28 protein-coding genes are annotated in these 23,131 nt (G+C 68.7%); 16 read left to right on the top strand and 12 right to left on the bottom strand.

Annotation, left to right across the window (positions count from 1 at the left end):
- Positions 1-26 precede the first annotated feature (26 nt).
- Together ureG and AC1DW0_RS01260 are read left to right on the top strand one after the other, a co-directional pair.
- Positions 27-671: an urease accessory protein UreG gene (gene ureG / locus AC1DW0_RS01255; RefSeq protein WP_056195175.1), complete on the top strand. Its 645-nt coding sequence runs from the start codon at positions 27-29 to the stop codon at positions 669-671.
- Positions 661-1,503, top strand: coding sequence for an urease accessory protein UreD (locus tag AC1DW0_RS01260; RefSeq protein ID WP_477944600.1), 843 nt, complete (start codon positions 661-663; stop codon positions 1,501-1,503). The genes ureG and AC1DW0_RS01260 overlap by 11 nt, the downstream gene beginning before the upstream one ends.
- Here AC1DW0_RS01260 and AC1DW0_RS01265 read toward each other — a convergent pair whose 3' ends face one another.
- The 4 genes from AC1DW0_RS01265 to AC1DW0_RS01280 form a co-directional block, all read right to left on the bottom strand.
- On the bottom strand, positions 1,504-1,902 hold the full coding sequence (locus AC1DW0_RS01265; RefSeq protein WP_477944601.1) for a hypothetical protein: 399 nt from the start codon (positions 1,900-1,902) through the stop codon (positions 1,504-1,506).
- Positions 1,902-2,279 (bottom strand): DUF1801 domain-containing protein, encoded by a 378-nt coding sequence (locus AC1DW0_RS01270; protein WP_200955253.1) that lies wholly within the window; start codon positions 2,277-2,279, stop codon positions 1,902-1,904. The genes AC1DW0_RS01265 and AC1DW0_RS01270 overlap by 1 nt, the downstream gene beginning before the upstream one ends.
- A gap of 177 nt (positions 2,280-2,456) precedes the next feature.
- Positions 2,457-3,224: a TerC family protein gene (locus tag AC1DW0_RS01275; protein ID WP_477944603.1), complete on the bottom strand. Its 768-nt coding sequence runs from the start codon at positions 3,222-3,224 to the stop codon at positions 2,457-2,459.
- A 107-nt stretch (positions 3,225-3,331) separates the two neighbouring features.
- Positions 3,332-3,775, bottom strand: a complete 444-nt coding sequence (locus AC1DW0_RS01280; protein ID WP_056195183.1) for a hypothetical protein — start codon at positions 3,773-3,775, stop codon at positions 3,332-3,334.
- A 262-nt stretch (positions 3,776-4,037) separates the two neighbouring features.
- On the opposite strand from AC1DW0_RS01280, the gene AC1DW0_RS01285 reads away from it, so the two are divergent.
- The 3 genes from AC1DW0_RS01285 (at position 4,038) to AC1DW0_RS01295 (ending at position 8,465) form a co-directional block, all read left to right on the top strand.
- On the top strand, positions 4,038-5,045 hold the full coding sequence (locus AC1DW0_RS01285) for a helix-turn-helix transcriptional regulator (RefSeq protein ID WP_457355912.1): 1,008 nt from the start codon (positions 4,038-4,040) through the stop codon (positions 5,043-5,045).
- 109 nt (positions 5,046-5,154) lie between these two features.
- Complete coding sequence (locus tag AC1DW0_RS01290; RefSeq protein ID WP_477944606.1) at positions 5,155-7,305, top strand: TonB-dependent receptor; 2,151 nt, start codon at positions 5,155-5,157, stop codon at positions 7,303-7,305.
- A gap of 20 nt (positions 7,306-7,325) precedes the next feature.
- A complete protein-coding gene (locus tag AC1DW0_RS01295) occupies positions 7,326-8,465 on the top strand; it encodes a serine hydrolase domain-containing protein (protein ID WP_477944608.1) in 1,140 nt (379 codons plus the stop codon).
- 53 nt (positions 8,466-8,518) lie between these two features.
- Here the strand turns inward: AC1DW0_RS01295 and AC1DW0_RS01300 are convergent, their stop codons facing one another.
- The 5 genes from AC1DW0_RS01300 to AC1DW0_RS01320 all read right to left on the bottom strand — a co-directional run bounded on the left by AC1DW0_RS01300 (position 8,519) and on the right by AC1DW0_RS01320 (position 12,110).
- Entirely contained in the window at positions 8,519-8,764 is a 246-nt protein-coding gene (locus AC1DW0_RS01300) for a hypothetical protein (RefSeq protein ID WP_056195195.1), read from the bottom strand.
- 146 nt (positions 8,765-8,910) lie between these two features.
- Positions 8,911-9,888 (bottom strand): GlxA family transcriptional regulator, encoded by a 978-nt coding sequence (locus AC1DW0_RS01305; protein WP_477944610.1) that lies wholly within the window; start codon positions 9,886-9,888, stop codon positions 8,911-8,913.
- Positions 9,881-10,459, bottom strand: coding sequence for a cysteine hydrolase family protein (locus AC1DW0_RS01310; protein ID WP_477944612.1), 579 nt, complete (start codon positions 10,457-10,459; stop codon positions 9,881-9,883). Before AC1DW0_RS01310 ends, AC1DW0_RS01305 begins: the two co-directional genes overlap by 8 nt.
- 85 nt (positions 10,460-10,544) lie before the next feature.
- Positions 10,545-11,558 (bottom strand): 2-dehydropantoate 2-reductase, encoded by a 1,014-nt coding sequence (locus AC1DW0_RS01315; RefSeq protein WP_477944614.1) that lies wholly within the window; start codon positions 11,556-11,558, stop codon positions 10,545-10,547.
- A 12-nt stretch (positions 11,559-11,570) separates the two neighbouring features.
- Positions 11,571-12,110, bottom strand: coding sequence for an Mpo1 family 2-hydroxy fatty acid dioxygenase (locus AC1DW0_RS01320; protein WP_457445734.1), 540 nt, complete (start codon positions 12,108-12,110; stop codon positions 11,571-11,573).
- 103 nt (positions 12,111-12,213) lie between these two features.
- On the opposite strand from AC1DW0_RS01320, the gene AC1DW0_RS01325 reads away from it, so the two are divergent.
- Entirely contained in the window at positions 12,214-12,819 is a 606-nt protein-coding gene (locus AC1DW0_RS01325) for a YceI family protein (RefSeq protein WP_477944617.1), read from the top strand.
- Here AC1DW0_RS01325 and AC1DW0_RS01330 read toward each other — a convergent pair.
- The 3 genes from AC1DW0_RS01330 to moaA are packed head-to-tail and all read right to left on the bottom strand — an operon-like array spanning position 12,805 to position 14,987.
- Positions 12,805-13,305 carry a GNAT family N-acetyltransferase gene (locus tag AC1DW0_RS01330; protein ID WP_056195214.1) on the bottom strand — a complete coding sequence of 167 codons (501 nt, stop codon included), beginning with the start codon at positions 13,303-13,305 and terminating at the stop codon, positions 12,805-12,807. The genes AC1DW0_RS01325 and AC1DW0_RS01330 overlap by 15 nt on opposite strands.
- Positions 13,306-13,321: 16 nt before the next feature.
- Positions 13,322-13,882, bottom strand: a complete 561-nt coding sequence (mobA, locus tag AC1DW0_RS01335) for a molybdenum cofactor guanylyltransferase MobA (protein WP_457355905.1) — start codon at positions 13,880-13,882, stop codon at positions 13,322-13,324.
- On the bottom strand, positions 13,875-14,987 hold the full coding sequence (gene moaA, locus AC1DW0_RS01340; RefSeq protein WP_477944620.1) for a GTP 3',8-cyclase MoaA: 1,113 nt from the start codon (positions 14,985-14,987) through the stop codon (positions 13,875-13,877). The genes mobA and moaA overlap by 8 nt, the downstream gene beginning before the upstream one ends.
- A gap of 81 nt (positions 14,988-15,068) precedes the next feature.
- Here moaA and AC1DW0_RS01345 point away from each other — a divergent pair, with 81 nt between their 5' ends.
- The 10 genes from AC1DW0_RS01345 (at position 15,069) to AC1DW0_RS01390 (ending at position 23,103) form a co-directional block, all read left to right on the top strand.
- Positions 15,069-16,010, top strand: a complete 942-nt coding sequence (locus AC1DW0_RS01345) for a carbohydrate kinase family protein (RefSeq protein ID WP_457355903.1) — start codon at positions 15,069-15,071, stop codon at positions 16,008-16,010.
- Positions 16,011-16,084: 74 nt separating this feature from the next.
- Positions 16,085-16,888 (top strand): enoyl-CoA hydratase-related protein, encoded by an 804-nt coding sequence (locus tag AC1DW0_RS01350; protein ID WP_477944622.1) that lies wholly within the window; start codon positions 16,085-16,087, stop codon positions 16,886-16,888.
- The gene (paaI, locus tag AC1DW0_RS01355) at positions 16,888-17,316 is read left to right on the top strand and encodes a hydroxyphenylacetyl-CoA thioesterase PaaI (protein WP_056195228.1); all 429 of its coding nucleotides are present in this window, start codon (positions 16,888-16,890) and stop codon (positions 17,314-17,316) included. Before AC1DW0_RS01350 ends, paaI begins: the two co-directional genes overlap by 1 nt.
- Positions 17,313-18,611, top strand: a complete 1,299-nt coding sequence (gene paaK, locus AC1DW0_RS01360) for a phenylacetate--CoA ligase PaaK (protein WP_477944625.1) — start codon at positions 17,313-17,315, stop codon at positions 18,609-18,611. Before paaI ends, paaK begins: the two co-directional genes overlap by 4 nt.
- Positions 18,612-18,621: 10 nt before the next feature.
- Positions 18,622-19,626 (top strand): 1,2-phenylacetyl-CoA epoxidase subunit PaaA, encoded by a 1,005-nt coding sequence (gene paaA / locus AC1DW0_RS01365; RefSeq protein WP_477944627.1) that lies wholly within the window; start codon positions 18,622-18,624, stop codon positions 19,624-19,626.
- A gap of 11 nt (positions 19,627-19,637) precedes the next feature.
- Positions 19,638-19,931, top strand: coding sequence for a 1,2-phenylacetyl-CoA epoxidase subunit PaaB (gene paaB / locus AC1DW0_RS01370; protein WP_394471345.1), 294 nt, complete (start codon positions 19,638-19,640; stop codon positions 19,929-19,931).
- Positions 19,931-20,695 carry a 1,2-phenylacetyl-CoA epoxidase subunit PaaC gene (gene paaC / locus AC1DW0_RS01375; protein WP_457393004.1) on the top strand — a complete coding sequence of 255 codons (765 nt, stop codon included), beginning with the start codon at positions 19,931-19,933 and terminating at the stop codon, positions 20,693-20,695. Before paaB ends, paaC begins: the two co-directional genes overlap by 1 nt.
- Positions 20,692-21,342: a 1,2-phenylacetyl-CoA epoxidase subunit PaaD gene (paaD, locus tag AC1DW0_RS01380; RefSeq protein ID WP_457355897.1), complete on the top strand. Its 651-nt coding sequence runs from the start codon at positions 20,692-20,694 to the stop codon at positions 21,340-21,342. Before paaC ends, paaD begins: the two co-directional genes overlap by 4 nt.
- 82 nt (positions 21,343-21,424) lie before the next feature.
- A complete protein-coding gene (paaE, locus tag AC1DW0_RS01385) occupies positions 21,425-22,486 on the top strand; it encodes a 1,2-phenylacetyl-CoA epoxidase subunit PaaE (protein ID WP_457355896.1) in 1,062 nt (353 codons plus the stop codon).
- Positions 22,486-23,103 (top strand): TetR/AcrR family transcriptional regulator, encoded by a 618-nt coding sequence (locus tag AC1DW0_RS01390; protein WP_056195246.1) that lies wholly within the window; start codon positions 22,486-22,488, stop codon positions 23,101-23,103. The genes paaE and AC1DW0_RS01390 overlap by 1 nt, the downstream gene beginning before the upstream one ends.
- Positions 23,104-23,131: the final 28 nt, after the last annotated feature.

Here is a 23,131-nt window from a genome sequence, read left to right on the forward strand (position 1 = left end):
GCTCAGCGGCAGGTTGGGGGGCTCACATGACTCCCTTGCACGCAATTCCCAACCGCACCAAGAAGCTACCGCCTTTGCGTGTCGGTGTCGGTGGCCCCGTGGGCTCTGGCAAGACCACCCTCGTCGAGATGCTGTGCAAGGCCATGCGCGAGCGCTGGGACCTGGTTGTCGTCACCAACGACATCTACACCAAGGAGGACCAGCGCCTGTTGACAGTGGCCGGTGCGCTGGAGCCCGAACGCATCATGGGCGTGGAGACCGGTGGCTGCCCGCACACCGCCATCCGCGAGGACTGTTCCATCAACCTCGAGGCCGTGGACCGCATGCTGGAGAAGTTCCCCGACGCCGACATCGTTTTCGTCGAGAGCGGCGGTGACAACCTCGCGGCCACCTTCAGCCCCGAGCTGTCTGACCTGACCATCTACGTCATCGACGTGGCCGCCGGCGAGAAGATCCCGCGCAAGGGCGGCCCCGGCATCACCAAGAGCGACCTCTTCGTCATCAACAAGACCGACCTGGCGCCTCATGTCGGCGCCGACCTGAACGTCATGCGCAGTGACACCGCCCGCATGCGGCCCGTCAAGCCCTGGGTCATGACCAACCTGAAGACGCGCGACGGCCTGGACGAGGTGGTGCGCTTCATCGAGACCAAGGGCCTGCTTGTCGGCTGATCCCATCCGTTGGCCGGCGCGCCTGACGCTGAGCGCGGCGCGCGATGGCGGCAACGCCACCCGCGTGCATGCCCGCCACGACGGCCCGCTGCGCCTGCTGAAGACCCTCTACCCCGAGGGCGCCGGCATCGCGCATGCGGTGCTCGTGCATCCGCCCGGCGGCCTGGTTGGCGGTGACCGGCTCGACATCCACGTCGACGTGCAGGCCGGTGCCCATCTGCTGGTGACGACACCGGCGGCGACGCGCTTCTATCGGTCCAACGCCGGCGAGGCGGCCCAGGTCGTGCAGGCCACGGTGGGCGAGGGCGCTCGCCTGGAATGGCTGCCGCAGGAGACGCTGGCCTATCCGGATTGCATCGCCCGCAACGAAGTGAAGCTCAGCCTCGCGCCGGGCGCCAGCCTGTTCGCGACCGAGGTGCTGGGCCTGGGCTTGCCCGCCGCGGCGCAACCCTTTGAGGCCGGCCGGATGCTGCAGCATCTGGAGATCACCGGTCAATGGCTGGACCGTGGCTGGCTGGATGCGACGGACGCGGCGCTGATGGACGGCCCCTGTGGCCTGGCCGGCCATCGGGTGCTCGGCACGCTGGTCTATGCGCAGACCGGCACACTGGCTGATGTGGACGCGCTGCTGACCCACAGCCGCGCCTTGCTGGACGACGTGGCACGCAGCGGCGTCACGCATCTGGCCAGCCCACGCGGCGCAATGCTGCTTGCCCGCGTCGTCGGCGACGAAGTCGAGACGGTGACGCTGGCGCTGCGGCGGGTCAGGGCGCTGTGGCGCCAGCGGCTGTGGGCGTTGTCGAGCACAGACCCGCGCATCTGGGCCACCTGATCAGCGCTGCTCCAGCGCCCGCCATGTCGGAATGCAATGCCGCGCCAGCGCGGTGACCCAGTCGGGCTCCTCTGGCACGAAGGCGATGCCCAGGGTCGGGCTGACGAGAAAGCCGGCGCGCTCGAAGGCGTCGGCATCCTGCGCGAGCACGAAGCCGCCCAGCGCGGAAAAGGGAATGACGACCGTGTCCAGTTGCAGCACCGGCGCGCGGCGGGTGATCTCCTCAAGGCGGCCGCTGTCCTGGAAGCGCAGCACGCAGTGGCCGTAGTCGTACTCGTCCAGCGCGGCCGCGTTGCGGGAATGCTGGTTAGGCGGTCCCAGCCTTGCGACCAGCTCCTCGACGCTCAGGCTGAAGGGCAGGTCGTCGAAGGCCTCGAACGGCTGCAGGCGCAGCGCCATCACCGGCGCCTGCGCATGTCGGCGCAGGCTGTCTCGATCAGTGCCCGCAGGGCGGGCTCGTCGACGGGCTCGGCGGGCCGGAGTTTGACATGGCGCATGGCCTTGCCCGTGCCCTGCAGCAGGCCGGCCGGGTCGGCCAGCTCGGCGCCCTTGAAAAAGCCGACATTGACATGGGCCGTGAAGGCATTGACGTAGCCGAAGGCCGCGTCGCCGACGCAGGCGGTCGGGTGGCCGTCATGCAGCAGTTCGCGCACGTCGGCGCCGCAGCGGCGCATGGCGTCGAACCAGTGCCGGGCAATGTCGCCCAGCGCGCCCGTATGGGCCTGCATCCAGGCCTCAATGTCCGGATCGTGCGGGACCGCGGTCGGGAAACGCATCAGCTTTTCCATGACCTCGATCGTCCCACCATTCAGTTGCACCGAAGCTTGCGGGCCGAGCGCCGGGCCGCTCCCTAGCCGGCCCGCCTTGGGCGATGTGCTTGCCGGTCGATCCGGCAAGCATCGCCGTCCCCTCGGGGGACCGGCCAAGGTAAGCCTTGGACGAGGGGCTTCAATTCAATCGCCCGAACTGCCGGGCATCTGCTGGCGCAGCTTGACCTTGCTGGCCGACTTGCGGCGCATCTTGATGTTCATCATCTCCACACCCAGCGAGAAGGCCATCGCGAAGTAGATATAGCCCTTGGGCACGTGGTGGCCGAAGCCCTCGGCGACCAGCACCACGCCGACGACGACCAGGAAGCTCAGGGCCAGCATCTTGATGGTCGGGTGGTTGGACACGAAACGGCCGATGGGGCCGGCGAACAGCATCATCAGACCGACCGAGGCGATGACGGCGCCAATCATGATGCGCACGTCGTCCACCATGCCGACGGCGGTGATGATGGAGTCCAGCGAGAACACCAGGTCGATGACCATGATCTGCAGGATGACGGCGCCAAAGGCCGCCTTGGCCTTGCCGCCGGCGCTGGTGTCTTCGTCCTCGCCTTCGAGCGAGCCGTGGATTTCACCGGTGCTCTTCCAGATCAGGAAGAGGCCGCCGCCGATGAGGATGAGGTCGCGCCCCGAGATGCCCCGTTCGACGCCGGGCACGTTGAACAGCGGCTCGACCATGCCGACGATCCACGCCAGCACCATCAGCAGGCCGATGCGCATGAACATCGCTGCGAACAGGCCCGCACGCCGCGCGGTTTCCTGCTGGGCCTTGGGCAGCTTGTCCACCAGGATGCTGATGAAGATGATGTTGTCGATGCCCAGTACCAGCTCCAGCGCGGTCAGCGTGGCGAGGGCGATCCAGGTCTGCGGGTCGGAGAGCAGTTCAAGCATGGCGGGCGGTCCGTGGTGAGCCGGGCATTGTCGCCAGCGCCCTGCCGGCCGCGGACAGCCTCAGGCTGAACGAAGCTTCGGTTTTGCTTTGGGTGTGGGCCTGCGGCCTATTTCAGGATCAGTTCCTGCAGCTGCATATTGCCGATCAGCTTGCGCATGGCGCCGCGCTCGCCGGCGGCGACGTCCTGCTTGCGTGTGTCGGTCGCCAGCATGGCTTCGATCTTCTTCTGGAAGGCCAGTTGCTGGGCGTTGTTCTGGTAGTCCTTGATCTCGACGGCCAGCACCAGGTCGGGCTCACCATGGCGCTGGGCGTTCACGGCCAGCACGTGGTACGAGACGATGATGCCTTCCTTCTTGCCCAGCTCCTGCACCTTCTTCCAGTTGGTGCCGAGGTAGTCCATGTATTTCTCGAAATGACCCGGCTCGATCTGGATGTTGGAGAAGAACCAGACCGAGCCCGGCGTGTAGCTGGAATCCTCGGCCAGGGCCGGCAGCGACAGGCACAGGGAAAAGGCCGCGGCGGCGGCGCACAGGGTGGCTTTGAAGTTCATGGCTTGCTCCTTGGGGTTGATGCACGCCAGCGTGAGGCTGCGGGCGGCGGCAGTGTGTGAAACGGGGCGGCCGCGAGGACAGCGATGCGACCGGGGCGGCAAATCGGCCACCGAGTTCGGCGCGATTGCGACGGGTTGCACGGACAGCTTGGGGACGGCTCGAACTAGGGGATGCGCTTCGTCACGCCTGTCTCGGGGGTGACTGTCGCGTCCACGCATTGCACCAATGGCGGCGGGCCGGGAATTGGCCTACAACCCGGCCATGCTGCCCACCGCCGCCGTCAGCGCCGACCAGCCCCTGCAAGGGGCCGAGGTCGATGCCGCGCTGAGCAACTCGCGCCTCGTCGCCGTCTGTGAGACCAGCAACCCCGACGAGGCCCAGGCCGTGCTCAGTGGCGTCTATGGCCCGCATGCCCTGCGCATCGGCGACGAGAACGGCCTGGCGCTGAAGCTGCGCGGCGCCGAGTTCGCCCGCCTGCACCTGGGCGAGGTGCGCTACGGCACGTCCACCCGCATGGCCATGCCGCGCGCCCATGGGCATTGGGTGTTTTCCTATCTTCGCCAGGGGGAAGTCTGGCGTGGCGGCCGGCGCGACCTGTACGGCGCTGGTGATGCCGGTGTCATTGCGCCCGACGAGGTGCAGGGGCTGGAGATGTCGGGTGACATGGAACTGCTGAACCTGCGCGTGGCGGACGCCGACATGGGCAGCGCCTGCCGCGCGCTGCTGGGCTCGGACATGGCCCATGCGCTGCGCTTCGAGGGCCGCGCCCAGGCCGGCGGCGCGCCGGTGGCGGCCCTGCTGCGTGTGCTCGGCCACCTGGCCGCCACGCCGGCCTACCCGCATGCGGCCGCCGCGCGGCTGGAGGACGGCCTGCGCGACGCGGCCCTGTTCGAGCTGCTGCTGGCCTGGCCCAACAACTACACCCGCGGGTTGGATGCTCCGGCCGCACTGCCTGCCTCCACGCGGCGGGCCCGCGACTACATCCACGCCCACGCGGCCGAGGCGCCGTCGGTGGCTGAGATCGCCCGCGCTGCCGGCGTCGGCGTGCGCGCGCTGGCAAGCGGCTTCGAGCGCCATTTCGGCGTGTCGCCACAGCGCTATTTGCAGCAGTACCGGCTGGACCGGGCGCGCGAGGAGCTGCGCTCCGCCGCACCGGGCGTCACGGTGACCTCTGTCGCCGCGCAATGGGGCTTCTGGCAGCTTGGCAGCTTCGCGGCGCGCTACCGCGAGCGCTTTGGCGAATCACCGAGTGAGACGCTGAAGGGCTGAGAAGTTCCGATTCGGCACATCGCGCTGCCGATTCGCCATAGCCGGCTCCCAGCGGGCTCGCGACCATGCTCTTACGCCGCCACACAGACGCGGCGACCGGAGACAGAGCATGAGACTCAGCCCTATTGCGCTGGCCGCGGCGTCCACGCTGGCCGCAGCGCAGTCCGACAACGTGCAGATCGAGCGCGTCGTCATCACGGCCGAGCGCCGCGTGACCGTGCTGGACACCACGCCCGCCGCCATCACCGCGCTGAACGGCGCCCGCCTGGCCGAGCGCGGCGATACGGGCCTGGCCGACCTCGTCATGCTCAGCCCCAACACCTCGTTCACGAACGGGCAGGGCGCGACGCAGCTGTTCGTGCGCGGCATCGGCAATGTCTTCATCCTGGCCGGCGGCGACCCGGGCGTGGCCCTGTATGCCGACGGCGCCTATGTGTCGGACCAGACCAGCTCCAACACCGCCCTGTTCGACACCCAGCGCGTCGAGATCCTGCGCGGGCCCCAGGGCGCGCTGTACGGCCGCAATGCCACCGGCGGCGCGGTCAACATCATCTCGGCGCTGCCGACTTCGACGCTGCAGGCGCGCGTCGCCCTGCTGTTCGGCAGCGACAACCGGCGCGAGAGCGAGGGCTTTGTCTCCGGGCCGCTGAGCGACGGGCTGGAGGGCCGGCTGTCCTACCAGGTCAAGGAGGCCGACGGCTATACCCGCAACCCGCTGGCCGAGGGGCCGCGGCGCCTGGACGACCAGGCCAGCCGCGCGCTGCGGGCGCAGTTGCAATCGGGGCTCTCGGGCCTCGGCACGCTGAGGGTCGTGGCCGCCCACTACCGCGAACGCGACGCCGGCATGAGCGTGCCGGTACTGGCCGACCCGGTGTCCATCCCGGTGCTGCTGCACGGCGTCACGCAGAGCAGCGACCCGCGCGTCGTCAAGAGCCAGGGCTCGAGCAACCGCGTCGAGGTCAATACGGCGCAGGCGCTGCTGGAATTGCCTATTGGCACGAACACTCTGAGCGCGTCCTTGAGCTGGCGGCGCAGCAAGGTCGATCGGCTCTGGGACAGCGACACCACCGAAGCCGCGGTCACGACCTCGGGCTTCCTGACCGGCAGCACCGACAAGAGCCTGGACATCCATCTGGCCTCCGACGATGGCAGCCCGTTGCAATGGCTGGTCGGCGTCACGGCCCTGCAGTTCGACCAGAGCCAGGACATCACCATCCTCACCCAGGTGCCGCTGGGTTTCCTCGTGCCGGGTGCGCCGCTGACCGTGCCCTTCCCGGGCGGCGTCGGCTTCCTGCTGGGCGGGAGCGTGCACACGCGCTCCAGCGCCGCCTACGCCGACCTGCGCTACATGCTGAATCCGCAGTGGTCGCTGCTGGCCGGCCTGCGCGTCAACCACGACAGCAAGCGTGCCGATGAGTACCAGAATATCGCCGCCTTCGGTCTGGCCGGCACCGGCCACCCGAGCGACGGCTGGACCAGCACGCCGGGCAGCGTCGGCATCGAATACAAGCCAGCCGCCGGCACCCTGGCCTATGCGCGCTGGGCACATGGCTTCAAGTCGGGCGCCGTCAACCTCGGCGCGCTGCAGCCGAATCTCGTCAAGCCGGAGAAGGTCAGCAGCATCGAACTCGGCTTCAAGACCGAGTTCCTGGAGCGCCGCGGCGTGCTCAGCGCCGCCGTCTTCAGCAGCCGCTACAAGGACATGCAGGTGTCGCAGGTCGGCCAGGCGACGACGCTGCTGGCCAACGCCTCGGCGGCGCGCATCGACGGCGTCGAGGTCGAAGCGGCCGTCAAGCCCATCGCGCCACTGACGCTGTCTGTCGGCCTCGGCCTGATGGACCCCAAATACACGGACTTCACCAATGTCGACCTGCGCAACGCGCCGACGACGCCGGTCAATGTGCGCGGCCGCCAGCTGGCGCAGGCCTCCAAGCAGCAAGTCACCCTTGGCGCCGAATGGGCAGGCAGCCTGGGCGATTTGCGCACCACGCTGCGCACCGACTACAGCTGGCGCGGCCGCTTCTACTTCACCGAGTTCAACACGCCGGATGCGATGCAGGGCGCCTACGGCCTCCTGAATCTGATCGCCACATTGCGGCCGGCTGCCGGCCACTGGAAGCTCTGGGCCAACGTCCGCAACGTGGCCGACACGACGGCCTACACCAGCATGAGCATCGCCTCGCCGGTGCTGGGGGCGGCCCGCCAGGTCACCTACACGCCGCCGCGCCAGTTCGCCATCGGCGCGAGCTACGACTTCTGATCAACACAGAGAGGCACGCCATGAAGCATCTGCTGGGCCACCACCAATCCCGCTGGGAACCGCTCGCCCATGCCTTCGACGCGCTGTTCGAGCGCGGCGACGACCTGGGCGCTTCGCTGGCGCTGACCATCGAGGGCGAGCTGGTGCTCGACCATTGGGGCGGCTGGTGCGACGAGGCGCGGCAGCAGCCCTGGGACCGCAACACGCTGACCCATGTCTGGTCCACCACCAAGACCATGACCTCGCTGTGCGCCCTGCTGCTGGCCGACCGCGGCGAGCTGGACCTGGACGCACCGGTGGCCGCCTACTGGCCCGAGTTCGCCGCCAACGGCAAGAGCGGCATCCTGGTGCGCGACGTGCTGGGCCACACCTCGGGCGTCAGCGGCTGGGAGCAGCCCATGGGCATGGGCGACCTCTGCGACTGGGAGCGCAGCACGGCGCTGCTGGCGGCGCAGTCGCCCTGGTGGACGCCGGGCAGCGCTTCGGGCTATCACGCGCTGAACTACGGCCATCTGGTCGGCGAGCTGATCCGCCGCATCACCGGGCAGAAGACCGGCGCCTTTCTGGCGAGCGAGCTGGCCGGGCCGCTGGGCGCCGACTTCCACATCGGCCTGCCGCCCGAGCACGATGCGCGCGTGGCCCGCGTTGTGCCGCCACCGCCCATGCCGGTCGACTTCTCGGCCATTCCGCCCGACAGCCGCATGCTGCGCACCCTGGGCAACCCGGCCCCCGACGCGGCCTACAGCCATCGCGAGGACTGGTGCCGCGCCGACATCGGCGCCGCTAACGGCCATGGCAATGCGCGCTCGGTGGCGCGGCTGCAGTCCATCGTTGCCTGCGAGGGCACGTTGGCCGGCCGGCGCTGGCTCAAGCCGCAGACCGTAGATCGCATCTTCGACGTGCAGGCCCGCGGCATCGACCTCGTGCTCGGCGTGCCGCTGTGCATGGGCATCGGCTACGGCCTGCCCGAACCGGCCACGCTGCCCTTCATCCCCGAGCAGCGCATCTGCTTCTGGGGCGGCTGGGGTGGGTCGCTGGTGCTGGTGGACGTGCAGAGGCGGCTCTGCCTCGCCTACATGATGAACCGCATGGCGCCGGGTGTCGTCGGCGGGCCGAACGCGGCCATGCTGGTGCAGGCGCTTTACGCCTGCTGCGCCTAGAAAAAGAAAAAACCCGCCAGCGGCGGGTGGGGTGACTGACGGCAGCGTGGGGCTCAGACGATCCAGACCGGCGTCTGGGCGGCGGCTACCGCGGTCACGTCACGACGGCCTTCGATGACGACGCGCGGCAGCTGGGCCACCACCGGCGCTTCGGCACGCTTGCCAACGATGACCACGCGTTCCAGCTTCACGATCTCGGTGGCCGGAGCCGCCGTGCGGTTGGCCAGGCTCACACCGGCAGCGGCTGCGGCGGCGACGGAAGCGATGGCGACGATGAAGGTCTTGGCGGCGGTGTTCATGGTGGGCTCCGGTGGGTGGTTCGCTGTGTCAGTGATTGCAGTTTCGTCACTGACCCCGGGCGCCGCGAGTGCCGGGCGACGGATCGCCGGCGCGGGCGGATGAACTGCAATTGCGCGGGACGAACCGGCGCCACCCAGGCCCTGCGTTAGCGCCTGGCGCTGGATGGCGTGCCCGGCCAGCCGACCGCGGCCCAGGCGCGGCGCAGCTGCAGCTCGGAGTTGAAGCCCGCCGCTTCGCTGGCCGTGCTGACACTGGCACCGGCCTCCAGCGAACGCTTGGCGACGGCCAGGCGCACGCCGCGGAGATAGGCCTGGGGGCTGGTGCCGGCGTATTGGGCGAACAGGCGGCTCAGCGTGCGCGGTGTCGTGGCGGCGAGGTCGGCCATGCGCTCCAGCGGCCAGTCCTCGGCCGGTGCCACGCTCAGCGCGTCCTGCACGCGATGCAGGCGCGCATTCAGATGCTGGCGGTGGGCCAGCAGAGGCGACAGCTCGGGGTCGCCCGGGCCACGGCGCAGCGCCACGGCCATCTGCTCGGCGACGCGCGCGGCGACCAGCTCGCCGGCATGCGCGGCGATCAGATGCAGGGCCAGGTCGATGCCGGCCGTCACGCCGGCGCTGGTGAACACCTCGCCGTCCTGCACGAAGACGCGGTCCTGCAGCACCGTGCAGCGGGGCGCGAGGCGGGCAAGGTCGCCAAGATGCTGGTGGTGCGTGGTCGCCCGGCGGCCGTCGAGCAGGCCGGCCTGGGCCGCGAGCAGGGCGCCGGAGCAGACGGTGACCAGGCGCAGCCCAGGGCGGCCAGGTGCCAGGCGAGACAGCCAGGCGATGAGTTCGCGCCGGGTGGCCTGCGACTTTGCCTCTGCGGCCGAGGTGCGGCCGACCAGCACGATCCAGCTGCCATCGGGCAGACCTTCCGGCAGCGGCTCCAGCGCCTGCAGCTGGATGCCCACCGAGCCTGTGGATTCGCTGCGCGTGCCGGCGAAGCGCAGGGCAAAGGGCGCGACATCCAGCTTCAGCGCGGCGATCTCCAGGCTGGCCAGGCGCAGGGCCTCGGCGGGCCCGGCCCAGTCGAGAACGAGGCTGTCGTCCTGCAGGACGAACAAGACCTGCTTGGGTTCAGGCAATCGCGGCGTCCTTTGGGGTGACGGCCCGTAGCGCGCCTTCGGCATTCATGATCCGGGCGAAGCGGCCGTCCAGCACGGCGGCCGTGCGGGCGCGGAGCTGGGCGGGTGTCAGGGGCGAGCCGTCGGGGTGCTGCATCGTGAACGTGAGTGTCGCCTCGGGCACGTAGATGACCTCCCAACCCAGGTCTGAGGCATGGCGTGTCGTCGTCTCGCAGCATTGCTCGGTGCGGATGCCGCTGATGACGAGCTGGCGGATGCCTTGCTGCGTCAGCCAGACGTCCAGGCCGCTGCCGACGAGGGCGCTGTGGCGGGTCTTGTGCACGGTCAGGTCGGCCTTGAAGTCGCGCAGACCTTCGAGCGGGCGCACATGGCCGCTTTCCAGGCTGAAGGGGTCGGCGCCGGTCGCATCGGGCTGCACGTGGAAGACGCGCACGATGGGCAGGCCGGTGGCCTCGAAGCCCTCGATGAGGCGGTTTTGCGCGGCCAGGTAGGCGGCAAGGCCGTCGGTTTCGAAGCTGGGGCGCTGGGTGAAGGAGTGCTGGACGTCGATGACGATGAGGGCGGTGGTCATGGTGGGCCTCGTTGTTGGTTGAGGCCTTCAGTGTTCCGCCATCATGCATCCGCCGCCACGCGCTGGCAGACGGAGATGGATCAATTCAGGACAAACCTAGAGCGCTCAGCAGCTCGGCCGGTGTGTACGGCCGGCGGCGCTTGGGCCAGGACTCGACGAGGTTCAGCATGCGTGCACTCAGCGGTGCGCTGCGTCCCTGGCTGCGCGCCAGGCGGACGATCTCGCCGCACAGCGCGTCGATCTCCGTCGTGCGGCCCTGGGTCAGGTCGTCGGCCATGCTGGAGCGGGCCTTGGCATCGATGCGCAGCATGCGCGCGGCGGCCAGGCGGAAGATGAAGGTCGGCATGCGCAGCAGCGTGATCAGCCGGCGTGGCGGCAGTGGCGTGAGCTGGGCGACCGGGCGCTGCGCGGCGTTCAGCAGGTTGAGGGCTTCCTCCTGCAGCGCCGCCAACACGCGGCGGTAGCCGCGCTCCAGCAACTCGTCGCGCAGCGGCCGGCCGGACAAAGCATTGACGGGGTTGTTCAGGTTCAGCAGCAGCTTGCCCCATTGCACCGGTGCCAGGTCCGCATACAGCTCCAACCCCATACCCATGCGGGCCAGGGCCGTCTGCCAGGCGGCCAGGGCCAGATCCTCGGCCGAGCCCTCGGCCGCGAGCGACCCACCGGTGCCACGGTGGTAGCGGCCGGGTCCGATCTCGGCGATGTTGTAGGGCACCATGCCCGCATGCCAGTGCAGTTGCGGCGCGGCCCCGCGGGCGGTATCGGCATTGACGATGCCATTCTGCAGGCTGACGACGGGCGTGCCCAGCGGCAGCGTCAGGCCCAGGGCCGTGGCGGCTTCGGCGGTGGCGCCAGACTTCACGCACAGCAGCACCAGGTCGGGCTTGAGGCCGGCGGGCGGTTCCTCGTGCAGGCGCAGGTCGAGTGCTGGGATGTAGCGGTCCAGGCCGTCCTGGTCGGTCAGGCGCAGGCCGTGCTTGCGCAGGTTGGCCAGTACGCGCGGGCGGCCGACGAAGTGGACCGGCACGCCGGCCAGTTGGGTCAGGCCACCGACAAAGCAGCCAACGGAGCCGGCGCCCATCACAAGAACGCCGGTCATGGGTTCAGCGGATCAGACGGGGTGGGCCAGATCGCGCAGATGCGTCGGCCCCACGCGGCGTTCGATCTCGGCCAACAGCGGACGGCCCCAGCCCAGCATGAACATGCCCTCGCCGACGACGAACATCGGGCCGACGAGCAGGCCGACGAGGTCGTCGACAAAGGCGGGCTTCTTGCCTTCGTAATAGTGGCCAATGAACTGGAACACCCAGCCGACGACGAAGCTGCCGACACCGATGACCAGCCAGCTCGTCATCGAACCCTGGGCCGCGATCATCGCCAGTGCCGTCAGCATGCCGTTGACGACCGTGGTGGCCACGCCGAGTGCCAGGTTGCCGCGGGTCAGGTACCAGAGCGCGCTGAGGGCCCACAGCACGATGGCCGCATTCATCGGCGCGTCGCCCACTGAGAACTCGGCGCGCGCCAGCAGCACGCTGATGGCGAAGACGATGAGGGGAATGCCGACGAAATGGGTCGCGATGTTGCGGCGGTCGCGGTGATAGGCGGCGTATTGCGCCATCAGGTCGAGGGCGGGGCGGAACAGGCTGGCCATGGGCAGGCTCCGTTGAGGAGGATGGTGGCTATGCTAGTCCAGCACGGCGCAGCATCGTTGTGCGCCGGCTTACAAAATCCCTCGGAGAACCCCTGAGTTGAGTGTGCAAACGACACCGAAGCGCCGTCTGTTACTGATGGCGACGCTGGCCGCGCTGGCTGGTTGCGCCAGCCCGCCGCCCGCGGCCGCTCCCGGTGCGGTGGCAATCAACGAGCTGCGCATCCTCGCCTTTCGCGGCGGCACGGCGGCGCGCCTGGGCCACAACCACGTGCTGCGTGCCGGTGACTTGCGCGTGGACTGGCCGGCGGCCGGACCGATGCTGAGCTTCCGGCTGGACGCGCTGGAGATTGACCCGCAGGCCTTGCGTGAACGCCTGGGGCCGGCCTTTGCCAGCACCGTTGACAACGAGGCGCGCGCCGGCACGCGCGCCAATCTGCTGAAGGCGCTGGATGCGGCGGCCCACCCGGAGGTCGTCGTGCGCACGCTGCAGCTGCTCGGCGAGGGCGGCCAGCGCGTCGTCGAGGCGGAGATCACCCTGCATGGCGCGACGCGCAGGCAGTGGTTCGTCGTCGAGATCGCAGCCAAGCGTGCGCGCGGCGAGGTGGTCATCCGGCAGAGCGACTTCGGCATCCAGCCGTTCACCGTGCTGGGCGGGCTGCTGGCGGTGCAGGACGCGCTGGTGGTGCAGTTCGAGCTAGTCGAGCCGTAAAACCATCAAGTCCTTGGCCAGCCTGCGCCCGTCGGGCAGGCGTATCGCGTCCGGCAAACATCCATAGCGCACGAAGCCCTGGCTCTCGTAGAGGCCGATGGCACCGCGGTTGGTGGACGTCACGCTCAGCGTGACCTGGGCCAGGCCGGGCGTGGCCTTGAGCTTGGCGATGGCCGCGATGAGCAGGGTCCGACCGATGCCGCGACCGCGATGGGTGTCGGACACCATCATGCCGATCAGGTGGGCGATGTGCTGCACCTTCACACGCGGTTCGCGTTCGCAGGTCAGCGCGCCGACGAGGCGGGCGTCGTCCAGCGCCACCAGCGTGAACAACGTGCCGCCCTTGCTGCCGCCGGCCAGGCGGTTGCGGTAGCTGGACAGGTCGCGCTGGCCTTCGGTCTCGGCGTCTGACGTGAAGGCCTCGGGGTGGCCGGCCAGCATGGCGTCGCGCAGCGCTTTGTAGGCGAGCAGGTCGGGCTCGAGCATGGGACGGATATGGGCCTCAGTCATGCAGATCGGTGAGGTGGTTCAAGTTGGCGAAGGCGGTTTCGTCGTCGAAGTGTGCGATGCCATGGGGCCGGCCGCTCATCCAGCCGAGCACGGCCCGACCAGCGGCGTCGAGATGGGCTCTCAACGGTTCGCGCAGTCGGGCATGCAGCAGCGCATGGGTCGGGTGTTCGCGCCCGGCCTGGGCGAAGGCGAGGCCATGGGGCTTCGCGACGGCCAGCAGGCGCCGGGCCAGATCCAGCGGCAGGTGAGGGCAGTCGCAAGGCGCGGTCAGCAGCCAGGCGTCGTCGGGGAGGGCGGCGAGGCCGGCCAACATGCCGGCCAGCGGGCCGGCGAACTCAAGCCCAGGCGGGTCAGGCAGCACTTCGTGGCCCAAGGCGCGGTAGCTGTCCAGGTTGCGGTTGGCGCTGATCAGCACATGGCGCGCCTGCGGTGCCAGGCGCTCGATGACGTGACTGACGAGCGGGCGGCCGTGCAACAGCTGCAAGCCCTTGTCCGCACCGCCCATGCGCGAGCCGCGCCCGCCGGCCAGAACGAGGGCGTGAAGCTCATCCACCGATGTAATGCATCTCGACGCGGCGTTCGCCATCAGGCGTCGGATCGCCCTGGCCGCGCAGTTGGGAGTAGCGGTCCACACGGCCGCTCCAGACGCCGGCGATGGCACTGGCGAGTTGCCCGTCGGTGACCGATTCATCGCCACGCAGCAGGCCGCGCAAATCATGCCCGCGGTGGGCGAACAGGCAGGTGTAGAGCCGGCCTTCGGTCGACAGCCGGGCGCGGTTGCAGTCGCCGCAGAAGGCCTGGGTCACGCTGGAGATGAAGCCAATCTCACCGGCGCCGTCGGCATAGGCCCAGCGCTCGGCCGTCTCGCCTGGAGCGCTGTGCGACAGCGGCGTGATGGGGAACTCCGCCGCGATGCGCCGCTGCACCTCGCTACTCGGCAGCACCTGGTCCATGCGCCAGCCGTTGGTGGCGCCGACGTCCATGTATTCGATGAAGCGCAGCACGATGCCGCTATGCCTGAAGTGGCGCGCCATCGCCAGGATCTGGTCGTCGTTGACGCCGTGCTGCACGACCATGTTGACCTTGATCGGCCCCAGGCCCACGGCCTGCGCCGCGTGGATGCCGGCCAGCACGTCCGCCACGGGAAAGCCGACGTCGTTCATGCGTTGGAAGACGGCGTCGTCCAGCCCGTCCAGGCTGACGGTCAGGCGCTTCAGCCCGGCGGCCCGCAAACTGGCCGCCTTTTTCACCAGCGTCGAGCCGTTGGTGGTCAGCGTCAGGTCCAGCTCGCGGCCATCGGGCGTGCGCAGCTGGGCCAGCATCCCGATCAGGGTTTCGAGGTGGCGGCGCAGCGTCGGTTCGCCGCCGGTGATGCGCAGTTTTTCGACGCCCAGGCCGACGAAGACCCGGGCCAGCCGCTCGATCTCCTCAAAACTGAGGAGATCGGCATGGGGCAGGAATTCATGGTGTTTGTCAAAAACCTGCTTCGGCATGCAGTAGCCGCAGCGGAAATTGCAGCGGTCCGTGACCGAGATGCGCAGGTCACGCAGCGGCCGGCCTAGCACGTCGGCCAGTGGGAGACCGGTCTGGCTGGCCAAGGCCGGCGGCTCGACGCGTAGCGAGCGAGCGTCGTGCAGGGGAATCACGCGGGCGGTCATGCCGGGATTGTGTCAGCGGGCGAATCTCCTGGCACTCCTGGCACTTGCGGCGGTTGCCCGGGCGCGTTTGAATCGGCACGAATGGCCGAGATCCTTCACCCCGACCTGCCGCAGTTCATTGCGTTTGGCGAAGCGCTGACCGATCTGATCCGCATCGGGCCGGACCGCTGGCGCAGCGCCTGCGGCGGTTCGCCCTGGAATGTGGCGGTCGCGATGTCAACGCTGGGCCAGCTGAGTGCCTTTGCCGGTGCCATCAGCCAGGACCCTTTCGGTGCCGAGATCTGGCAGTGCAGCCAGGAGGCCAACCTGGACATGCGCTTCATTCAGCAGTTGGCACGGCCGCCGCTGCTGGCTGTGGTGCACGAGGTCGACCCGCCGCGCTATTTCTTCATCGGCCACGACAGCGCCGACCTGCATTTCCGCCCCGAAGGCCTGCCCATGGGCTGGACGCGTGGGCTGCGCTGGGCCCATTTCGGCAGCCTGGGCCTGGTGCGCCAGCCGCTGGCGGGGCGGCTGCTGTCACTGGCTGAGGCGCTGAAGAGCGAGGGTCGTCTCATCAGCTACGACCCCAACTTCCGCGCGCCGCCGATGGACGCGAGCTACGACGACACGCTGGAGCAGATGTGCCGGCTGGCCGATGTCATCAAGGTGTCCGACGAGGACCTGCGCGGGTTGTTCCGCGTGCCTGACTACCGCTCAGGCCTGGCCCAAATCGCCGCTTGGAACCCTGGTGCCTGGCTGCTGCTGACGCGCGGCGAGGTGGGGGCGACGCTGTATCACGGTGTCGAGGAGGCCACGGGCCGGCCGCCGCGAGTGGACGTGGTGGACACCGTTGGCGCCGGCGATTCGGCCCTGGCCGGCCTGCTGGACAGCCTGATGCGCAATGCCGGTGCGCCAGCCGGGCATCACCTGCGGTGGGCTCTGGCAGCCGGGGCTGCCGCCTGCACGGTGCCCGGTTTTGCGCCGCCGCGGCCAGCCCTGGTCACTGCGCTCGCGGACCGCGTTGAGATCGCCAAAGACTAGGGTTTTCCCTGGCGCTACTTGATCCCAATCCCGTAGGCTCCTACGATTAACCGACCGGTCGGTAGAGAAATTCCATGTCCGAACACCTGATCCAGATCGAACAGCATGGTGGCGTGCGCCTGCTGCGCCTGAACCGCCCCGAGGCGCTCAATGCCTTCACTGCGGCCATGCTGGGCCAGCTCCGCCAGGCACTGGAAGCGGCGGCCGAGGACAGCGCCACGCGCTGCGTGCTGATCACCGGCGCCGGCCGCGCCTTCAGCGCCGGCCAGGATCTGGCCGACCCGCATGTGGCGCCCAGCCGCGAGCCCGGTGCGGCTCCGAAGGACATCGGCCACATGCTGGACCATTACTACATCCCGCTGGCGCTGCGGCTGCGCAGCATGCCGGTGCCGGTGGTGGCCGCCGTCAACGGCGTGGCGGCCGGTGCTGGCGCCAACATGGCCTTCGGCTGCGACCTCGTGCTGGCGGCCGAGAGCGCCAGCTTCCTGCAGGCCTTCTCCAAGATCGGCCTGCTGCCGGACTGCGGCGGTACCTGGCTGCTGCCGCGCCTCGTCGGCCGTGCCAAGGCGCTGGAGCTGGCGTTGCTGGGCGACAAGCTCAAGGCGGTGGAGGCTGAGCGGCTGGGTTTGATCTCGCGCGTGGTGCCCGACGCCGAATTGCAGGACACCGCCATGGCCATCGCGCAGAAGCTGGCCGGCATGCCCACGCGTGCGCTGGTCGAGACGCGCCGCGCGCTGGACGAAGCAATGAAGCTCGACTTCGAGCCCGCCCTCAAGCTCGAGGCGGCGCTGCAAAGCCAGCTCGGCTTTTCGCATGACTATCTCGAAGGCGTGGCGGCCTTCATGGACAAGCGCAAGCCCGAGTTCAAGGACCGCTGATGGATGCGCAAGCCGTTGCCGAAAAGGTCCGCGACGTCATGCTCACCGACGATGCGGCGAGCAAGATGTTGGGCATGCAGATCGCCGAGGTCGGCCCCGGCCGCGCGGTTGCGGCGATGACCGTGCGCGCCGACATGCTCAACGGCTTTGCCATCTGCCACGGCGGCCTGATCGCGACGCTCGCGGACTCCGCCTTTGCCTTTGCCTGCAACAGCCGCAATGCGCTGACGGTGGCCTCCGGCTTTGGCATCGATATCCTGAAGTCGGCCAGGCTCGGCGATGTGCTGACCGCCACCGCCGAGGAAACATCGCTGGCCGGCCGCACGGGGCTTTACGACATCACGGTGAAGAACCAGAACGGTGATCTCATCGCCGTGTTCCGTGGCCGCTCATACCGGTTGGGCGACAGAAAGGTGTTCGAAGCATGACGGTCAAAGGTCCGCGCCCCGGAGAGCTCGAAGCCATCGAAACCGCCAGCCGCGATGAGCTGCAGGCGCTGCAGCTCGAACGCCTGCGCTGGAGCCTGCAGCACGCCTACGACCATGTGCCGCACTACAAGGCCAAGTTCGACGAGGCAGGCGTGCATCCGTCCGACCTGAAGACGCTCGCCGACCTGGCGAAGTTCCCGTTCACGACCAAGCACGACCTGCGTGCCAACTACCCGTTCGGCACGTTCGCGATGCCGCGTCAGCAACTGGCGCGCATCCACGCCTCGTCCGGCACGACGGGCAAGCCCACGGTGGTGGGCTACACGCTGAAGGACATCGACCATTGGGCCAACCTCGTGGCGCGCTCCATCCGCGCCGCCGGTGGCCGCGCGGGCGACCTGGTGCACGTGGCCTATGGCTACGGCCTGTTCACCGGCGGCCTGGGTGCGCATTACGGCGCTGAGCGCCTGGGCTGCACCGTCATCCCGATGAGCGGCGGCCAGACCGAGAAGCAGGTGCAGCTGATCACCGATTTCAAGCCCGACATCATCATGGTGACGCCCAGCTATATGCAGGTGCTGGTGGAGGAGTTCACCCGCCAGGGGCTGGATGCGCGCGAGTCCTCGCTGAAGGTCGGCATCTTCGGCGCCGAACCCTGGACCGAGGCGATGCGCCGCGACATCGAGGCCAGCGCCGGCATCGACGCGGTGGACATCTACGGCCTGTCCGAAGTGATGGGCCCGGGCGTGGCCAGCGAGTGCGTCGAGAGCAAGGACGGCCCGGTCATCTGGGAAGACCATTTCTACCCCGAGATCATCGACCCCGAGACGGGCGAGGTGCTGCCCGATGGGGCCGAAGGCGAACTGGTGTTCACGTCGCTGAGCAAGGAAGCGATGCCCGTCATCCGCTATCGCACCCGCGACCTGACGCGCCTGCTGCCGCCCACGTCCCGCAGCATGCGCCGCATGGGCAAGATCGTCGGCCGCAGCGACGACATGTTGATCATCCGCGGCGTCAACCTGTTCCCGACCCAGGTCGAGGAGCTGGTGCTGCAGGAAAAGGGCCTGGGCGGGCAATACCAGCTGGTCGTCAGCCGTGACGGACATCTGGACGAACTCGTCATCCGTTGTGAGCTGGCACTCGGCGCCATGGACGACGGCATCGGACGGCGCCTGTCCGAGCGCATCAAGAACCTGATCGGCGTGACCGCCACGGTGCAGGTCGAACCGAACAACTCCATCGAGCGCACGCTGGTCGGCAAGGCCCGGCGCGTGGTGGACCAACGCAAGAAGTAAGGAGCGAGCGATGTACACGCAAGCGATGGACCTGATGGCCCGCGAGGCCAAGCCGAAGGTCGTGAAGAGCGCCGAAGACCTGCAGCGCGAGGAAGCGTTTGAAGCCCGCATCGATGCCGGTGACTTCATCGAGGCCAAGGACTGGATGCCTGAGCACTACCGCAAGACGCTGGTGCGCCAGATCAGCCAGCACGCGCACAGCGAGATCGTCGGCATGCTGCCCGAGGGCAACTGGATCACGCGAGCGCCGACGCTCAAGCGCAAGGCGATTCTTCTGGCCAAGGTGCAGGACGAGGGCGGCCATGGTCTCTACCTCTACGCCGCCGCCGAGACCCTGGGCACCAGCCGCGACGAGATGACCGAGGCGCTGCTGTCGGGCAAGGCCAAGTACAGCTCCATCTTCAACTACCCCACGCTGACCTGGGCCGACATCGGCGTCATCGGCTGGCTGGTGGACGGCGCGGCCATCATGAACCAGGTGCCGCTGTGCCGCTGCTCCTATGCGCCGTATGCGCGGGCCATGATCCGCGTCTGCCGCGAGGAGAGTTTTCATCAGCGCCAGGGCTACGAGAGCCTGCTGACGATGATGACCCACGGCAGCGCCGCGCAGAAAGCCATGGTGCAGGACGCCGTGAACCGCTGGTGGTGGCCGTCGCTGATGATGTTCGGCCCGGCCGACAAGGACTCGCCCAACTCCGAGCAGAGCATGCGCTGGGGCATCAAGCGCGTCACCAACGACCAGCTGCGCCAGAAGTTCGTCGACGCGACCATCCCACAGGCCGACATCCTCGGCGTGACCGTGCCGGACCCGGCGCTCAAGTGGAATGCCGAGCGCGACAGCTATGACTTCGGCGAGATCGACTGGAGCGAGTTCTGGCGCGTGGTGGGCGGCGAAGGCCCCTGCAACCGCGAGCGCCTGGCCGCCCGCAACAAGGCCTGGGACGACGGCGCCTGGGTGCGCGATGCCGCCCTGGCCCATGCGCGCAAGCAAGCCGTCAAGGCCGAAGCGGCCTGAGGAACAACAAGATGAGCAATCCAAAAAACGAATGGCCGCTGTGGGAAGTGTTCGTCCGCAGCAAGGCGGGCCTGGACCACAAGCACTGCGGCAGCCTGCACGCGCCCGACTCGGCCATGGCCATCCAGATGGCGCGCGACGTCTACACGCGCCGCCAGGAAGGCACGAGCATCTGGGTCGTGCGCTCCGAGCAGATCGTCGCCAGCGACCCGACCGAGAAGGGCAGCCTGTTCGACCCGGCCGACGACAAGGTCTACCGCCACCCCACGTTCTATGAGCTCCCCGATGAGCTCAACCACATGTGATGGACGCCAAGACCACTTACGTGCTCCGCCTGGCGGACACCTGCCTCATCCACAGCCAGAGGCTGTCCGAATGGGCCGGCCACGCGCCGGTGCTGGAGGAAGACCTGGCCTTGCCCAATATCGCGCTGGACCTGCTGGGCCAGGCGCGTGCGCTGCTGACGCATGCCGGCAAGCTCGAAGGCGCCGGCCGTGATGAAGACCAATTGGCCTTCCTGCGCGAGGAGCGCGATTACCGCAACGTCATCCTCGTCGAGCTGCCGAATGCGGCGGCGAGCCCGAGCGATGGCGGGGGCGGGCGGGACTTCGCGCTGACCGTGCTGCGCAACACGGCCATGGCGATCTGGCTGGAGCTGCTGTACGGGCGCCTGCAGACGAGCCTGGACGCCGAACTGGCCGGCATTGCCGCCAAGTCGCTGAAGGAAGTGCGCTACCACCGCCAGCATTCCAGCGACTGGGTCGTGCGCCTGGGCGACGGCACGGAGGATTCCAAGGCGCGCATGCAGGCGGCGCTGAACGTGCTGTGGCCGTACTTCAACGAACTGTTCGCCGCCGATGGTGTCGACGGCGTCGGCCCCGCATGGAACGAGCTGGAGCCTGAATGGCGCGCCCGCTGGGCCACGCTGATGGCCGAAGCCACGCTCACGCTGCCGCGCGAAAGCGCGATGCAGCCGCGTGGCATTGACGGCATCCACAGCGAACACATGGGCCACATGCTGGCGACGATGCAGCACCTGCAGCGCATGTATCCCGGAGGCGTGTGGTGAATCAAGGAGCCTGGAAGGCGGCGTCCACGGCCCGCGCTGCGTATCCGCAGCCCTCCGGGGTGGGCCTGCAAGAGGCCGTTGGCGGCGTTGCGCCGCTTGCCCGGGCTGACGGCCCGGGCTGCGCATCGCGCCTTGCCACCGACCCCTTGCCGGCCCACCGCGTGCCATGCCCGCCACCTTCCAGGCTCCTGGCCGCCCGCGCCAAGCTCAACGCCGTGCCCGACCCCGAGATCCCGGCGGTCAGCCTGGTGGAACTGGGCATCGTGCGCGAGCTGCGCGAGACGGCGTCGGGCGTCGAGGTGGTGCTGACGCCGACCTACAGCGGCTGCCCGGCGACCGAGCTGATCGCCGACGACGTGCGGGCGGCGCTGGCTGAGTTTGGCGACGTGACCGTCACGATGCAGCGTGCGCCGGCGTGGAGCACCGACTGGATCACGCCCGAGGGCCGCGAGAAGCTGCAGCAGTACGGCATCGTGCCGCCGCAGTGCAGTGGCGAGCAAGCCATCCGCATCGTGCCGCGCCTGCGCTGCCCGCGTTGCGACAGCGGCCGCACGGAACAACTCTCCCGCTTCGGCTCCACCGCATGCAAGTCCACGTGGCGCTGCATCGAGTGCCTCGAACCCTTCGAATACTTCAAGCCGATCTAGAACATGACGCCCCCACGTTCACTTCGTTCACTGCCCCCCGAGGGGGCGCCAGTGCCCTTCGGGCGGCCGGGCGGGCACTGAGATGGCCCTCCATTTCCACCCCCTGCGTGTGACCTCCGTCGAGCGCGACACTGACGACGCCATGGTCGTCGGCTTCGAAGCGCCTGCTGACGGTTTCGGCTTCGAACCCGGCCAGTACTTGACCCTGCGCGCCAGCGTCGGTGGCCAGGAGCTGCGCCGCAGTTACTCCATCTGCTCCGACCGCCGCCTGCAGGTCGGTATCCGCCGCGTCGATGGCGGCGCCTTCTCCAGCTGGGTGCATGAGCAGCTCAAGGCCGGCGACGTCATCGAGTCCTACCCGCCGCAAGGGCGCTTCTTGATGCCAGCAGCACAGGCCGAGGGGCGCCATGTGCTCTTCATCGCCGGCGGCTCGGGCATCACGCCCATCATCGCCATCTTGACGGCGCTGCTGGAGCGCGAGCCGAATGCCCGCGCGACGCTGATCTATTCGAACCGTCGCACCGCGTCGACGATGTTCAAGGAAGAACTCGAAGACCTGAAGAACCGCTTCATGACGCGGCTGTCGCTGCACCTGGTCTTCAGCCGCGAGGTGGTCGATGCGCCGCTGTACGGCGGTCGCCTGGATGCCGGCAAGCTCAGCGCCTTCCTCGCCGGCCCGGTGCCGGCGGCGAGCATTGACGAAGTCTTCGTCTGCGGCCCCTTCGAGATGAATGACCAGGCCGAGGCTGCGCTGGTCGGCTCGGGCATCCCGGCCGAGCGCATCCACGTCGAGCGCTTCGGCACGCCGGAGACGCTATCCGGCAAACCCGTGCCCCACGAGGTCAAGCCTGGCGACGCGCCCCAGGCCCGCGTGACCGTCATCCGCGACGGCCTGTCGCGCGAGATCGAGTTCCATTCCAGCGACCCCAGCCTGCTCGACGCCGCTGCGCGCGAAGGCATGGATGTGCCGTTCTCGTGCAAGAGCGGCGTCTGCTCCACCTGCCGTTGCAAGCTCATCGAGGGCGAGGTGCGCATGGACAAGAACTTCGCGCTGGACAAGGCCGAGGTCGCCGCCGGCTTCATCCTGAGCTGCCAGGCCCATCCGTTGACGGAGCGGGTCGTGATTTCCTTCGACGAACGCTGATGGCACGCAAACGCGCCCCCGGCTTCGAAGCCCAACGCGAGGACATCCTCGCCGCCGCCGCCCGCCTGTTTGCCGAGCAGGGCTTCAGCGCCACGTCGATGAACCAGGTCGCCGAGGCCTGCGGCGTGGCCAAGCCGACGCTGTACCACTACTTCCAGGACAAGCAGGAGCTGCTGGCCCAGATCTGCGATAGCCATGTGCATGCGCTGCTGGCCCTGGTCGAAGAGGTCAAGTCCCGGCAGCTGACGCCCGACGCGCAGCTGCGCGCCCTCATCGAGCGCTTCACGCGCTCCTATGCCGACGCCCAGGCCCAGCACCGCGTGCTGACCAGCGAGATCAAGTTCCTGGCCGATGCCGAGCGCGAGCGCCTGCTCGACGTGGAGCGCCGCGTCGTCAGCGAGTTCGCGGCGGCAGTCTGCCAGGTGCGTCCCGAACTGCGCGACGCCAACCTGCACAAGCCACTGACCATGCTGCTTTTTGGCATGATCAACTGGACCTTCACCTGGCTGCGGCCCGACGGCGAGCTCTCGCACGAGGCGCTCGCCACCCTGGTCAGTGACCTGTTCTTTGGTGGGCTCGGCGCGGTGCAACTGCGCCAGCCCGCCCTCATTCCATAACCCCGATGACATCCCGAGGAGACGACCC

Source organism: Roseateles sp. P4_D2 (genome assembly GCF_056401875.1).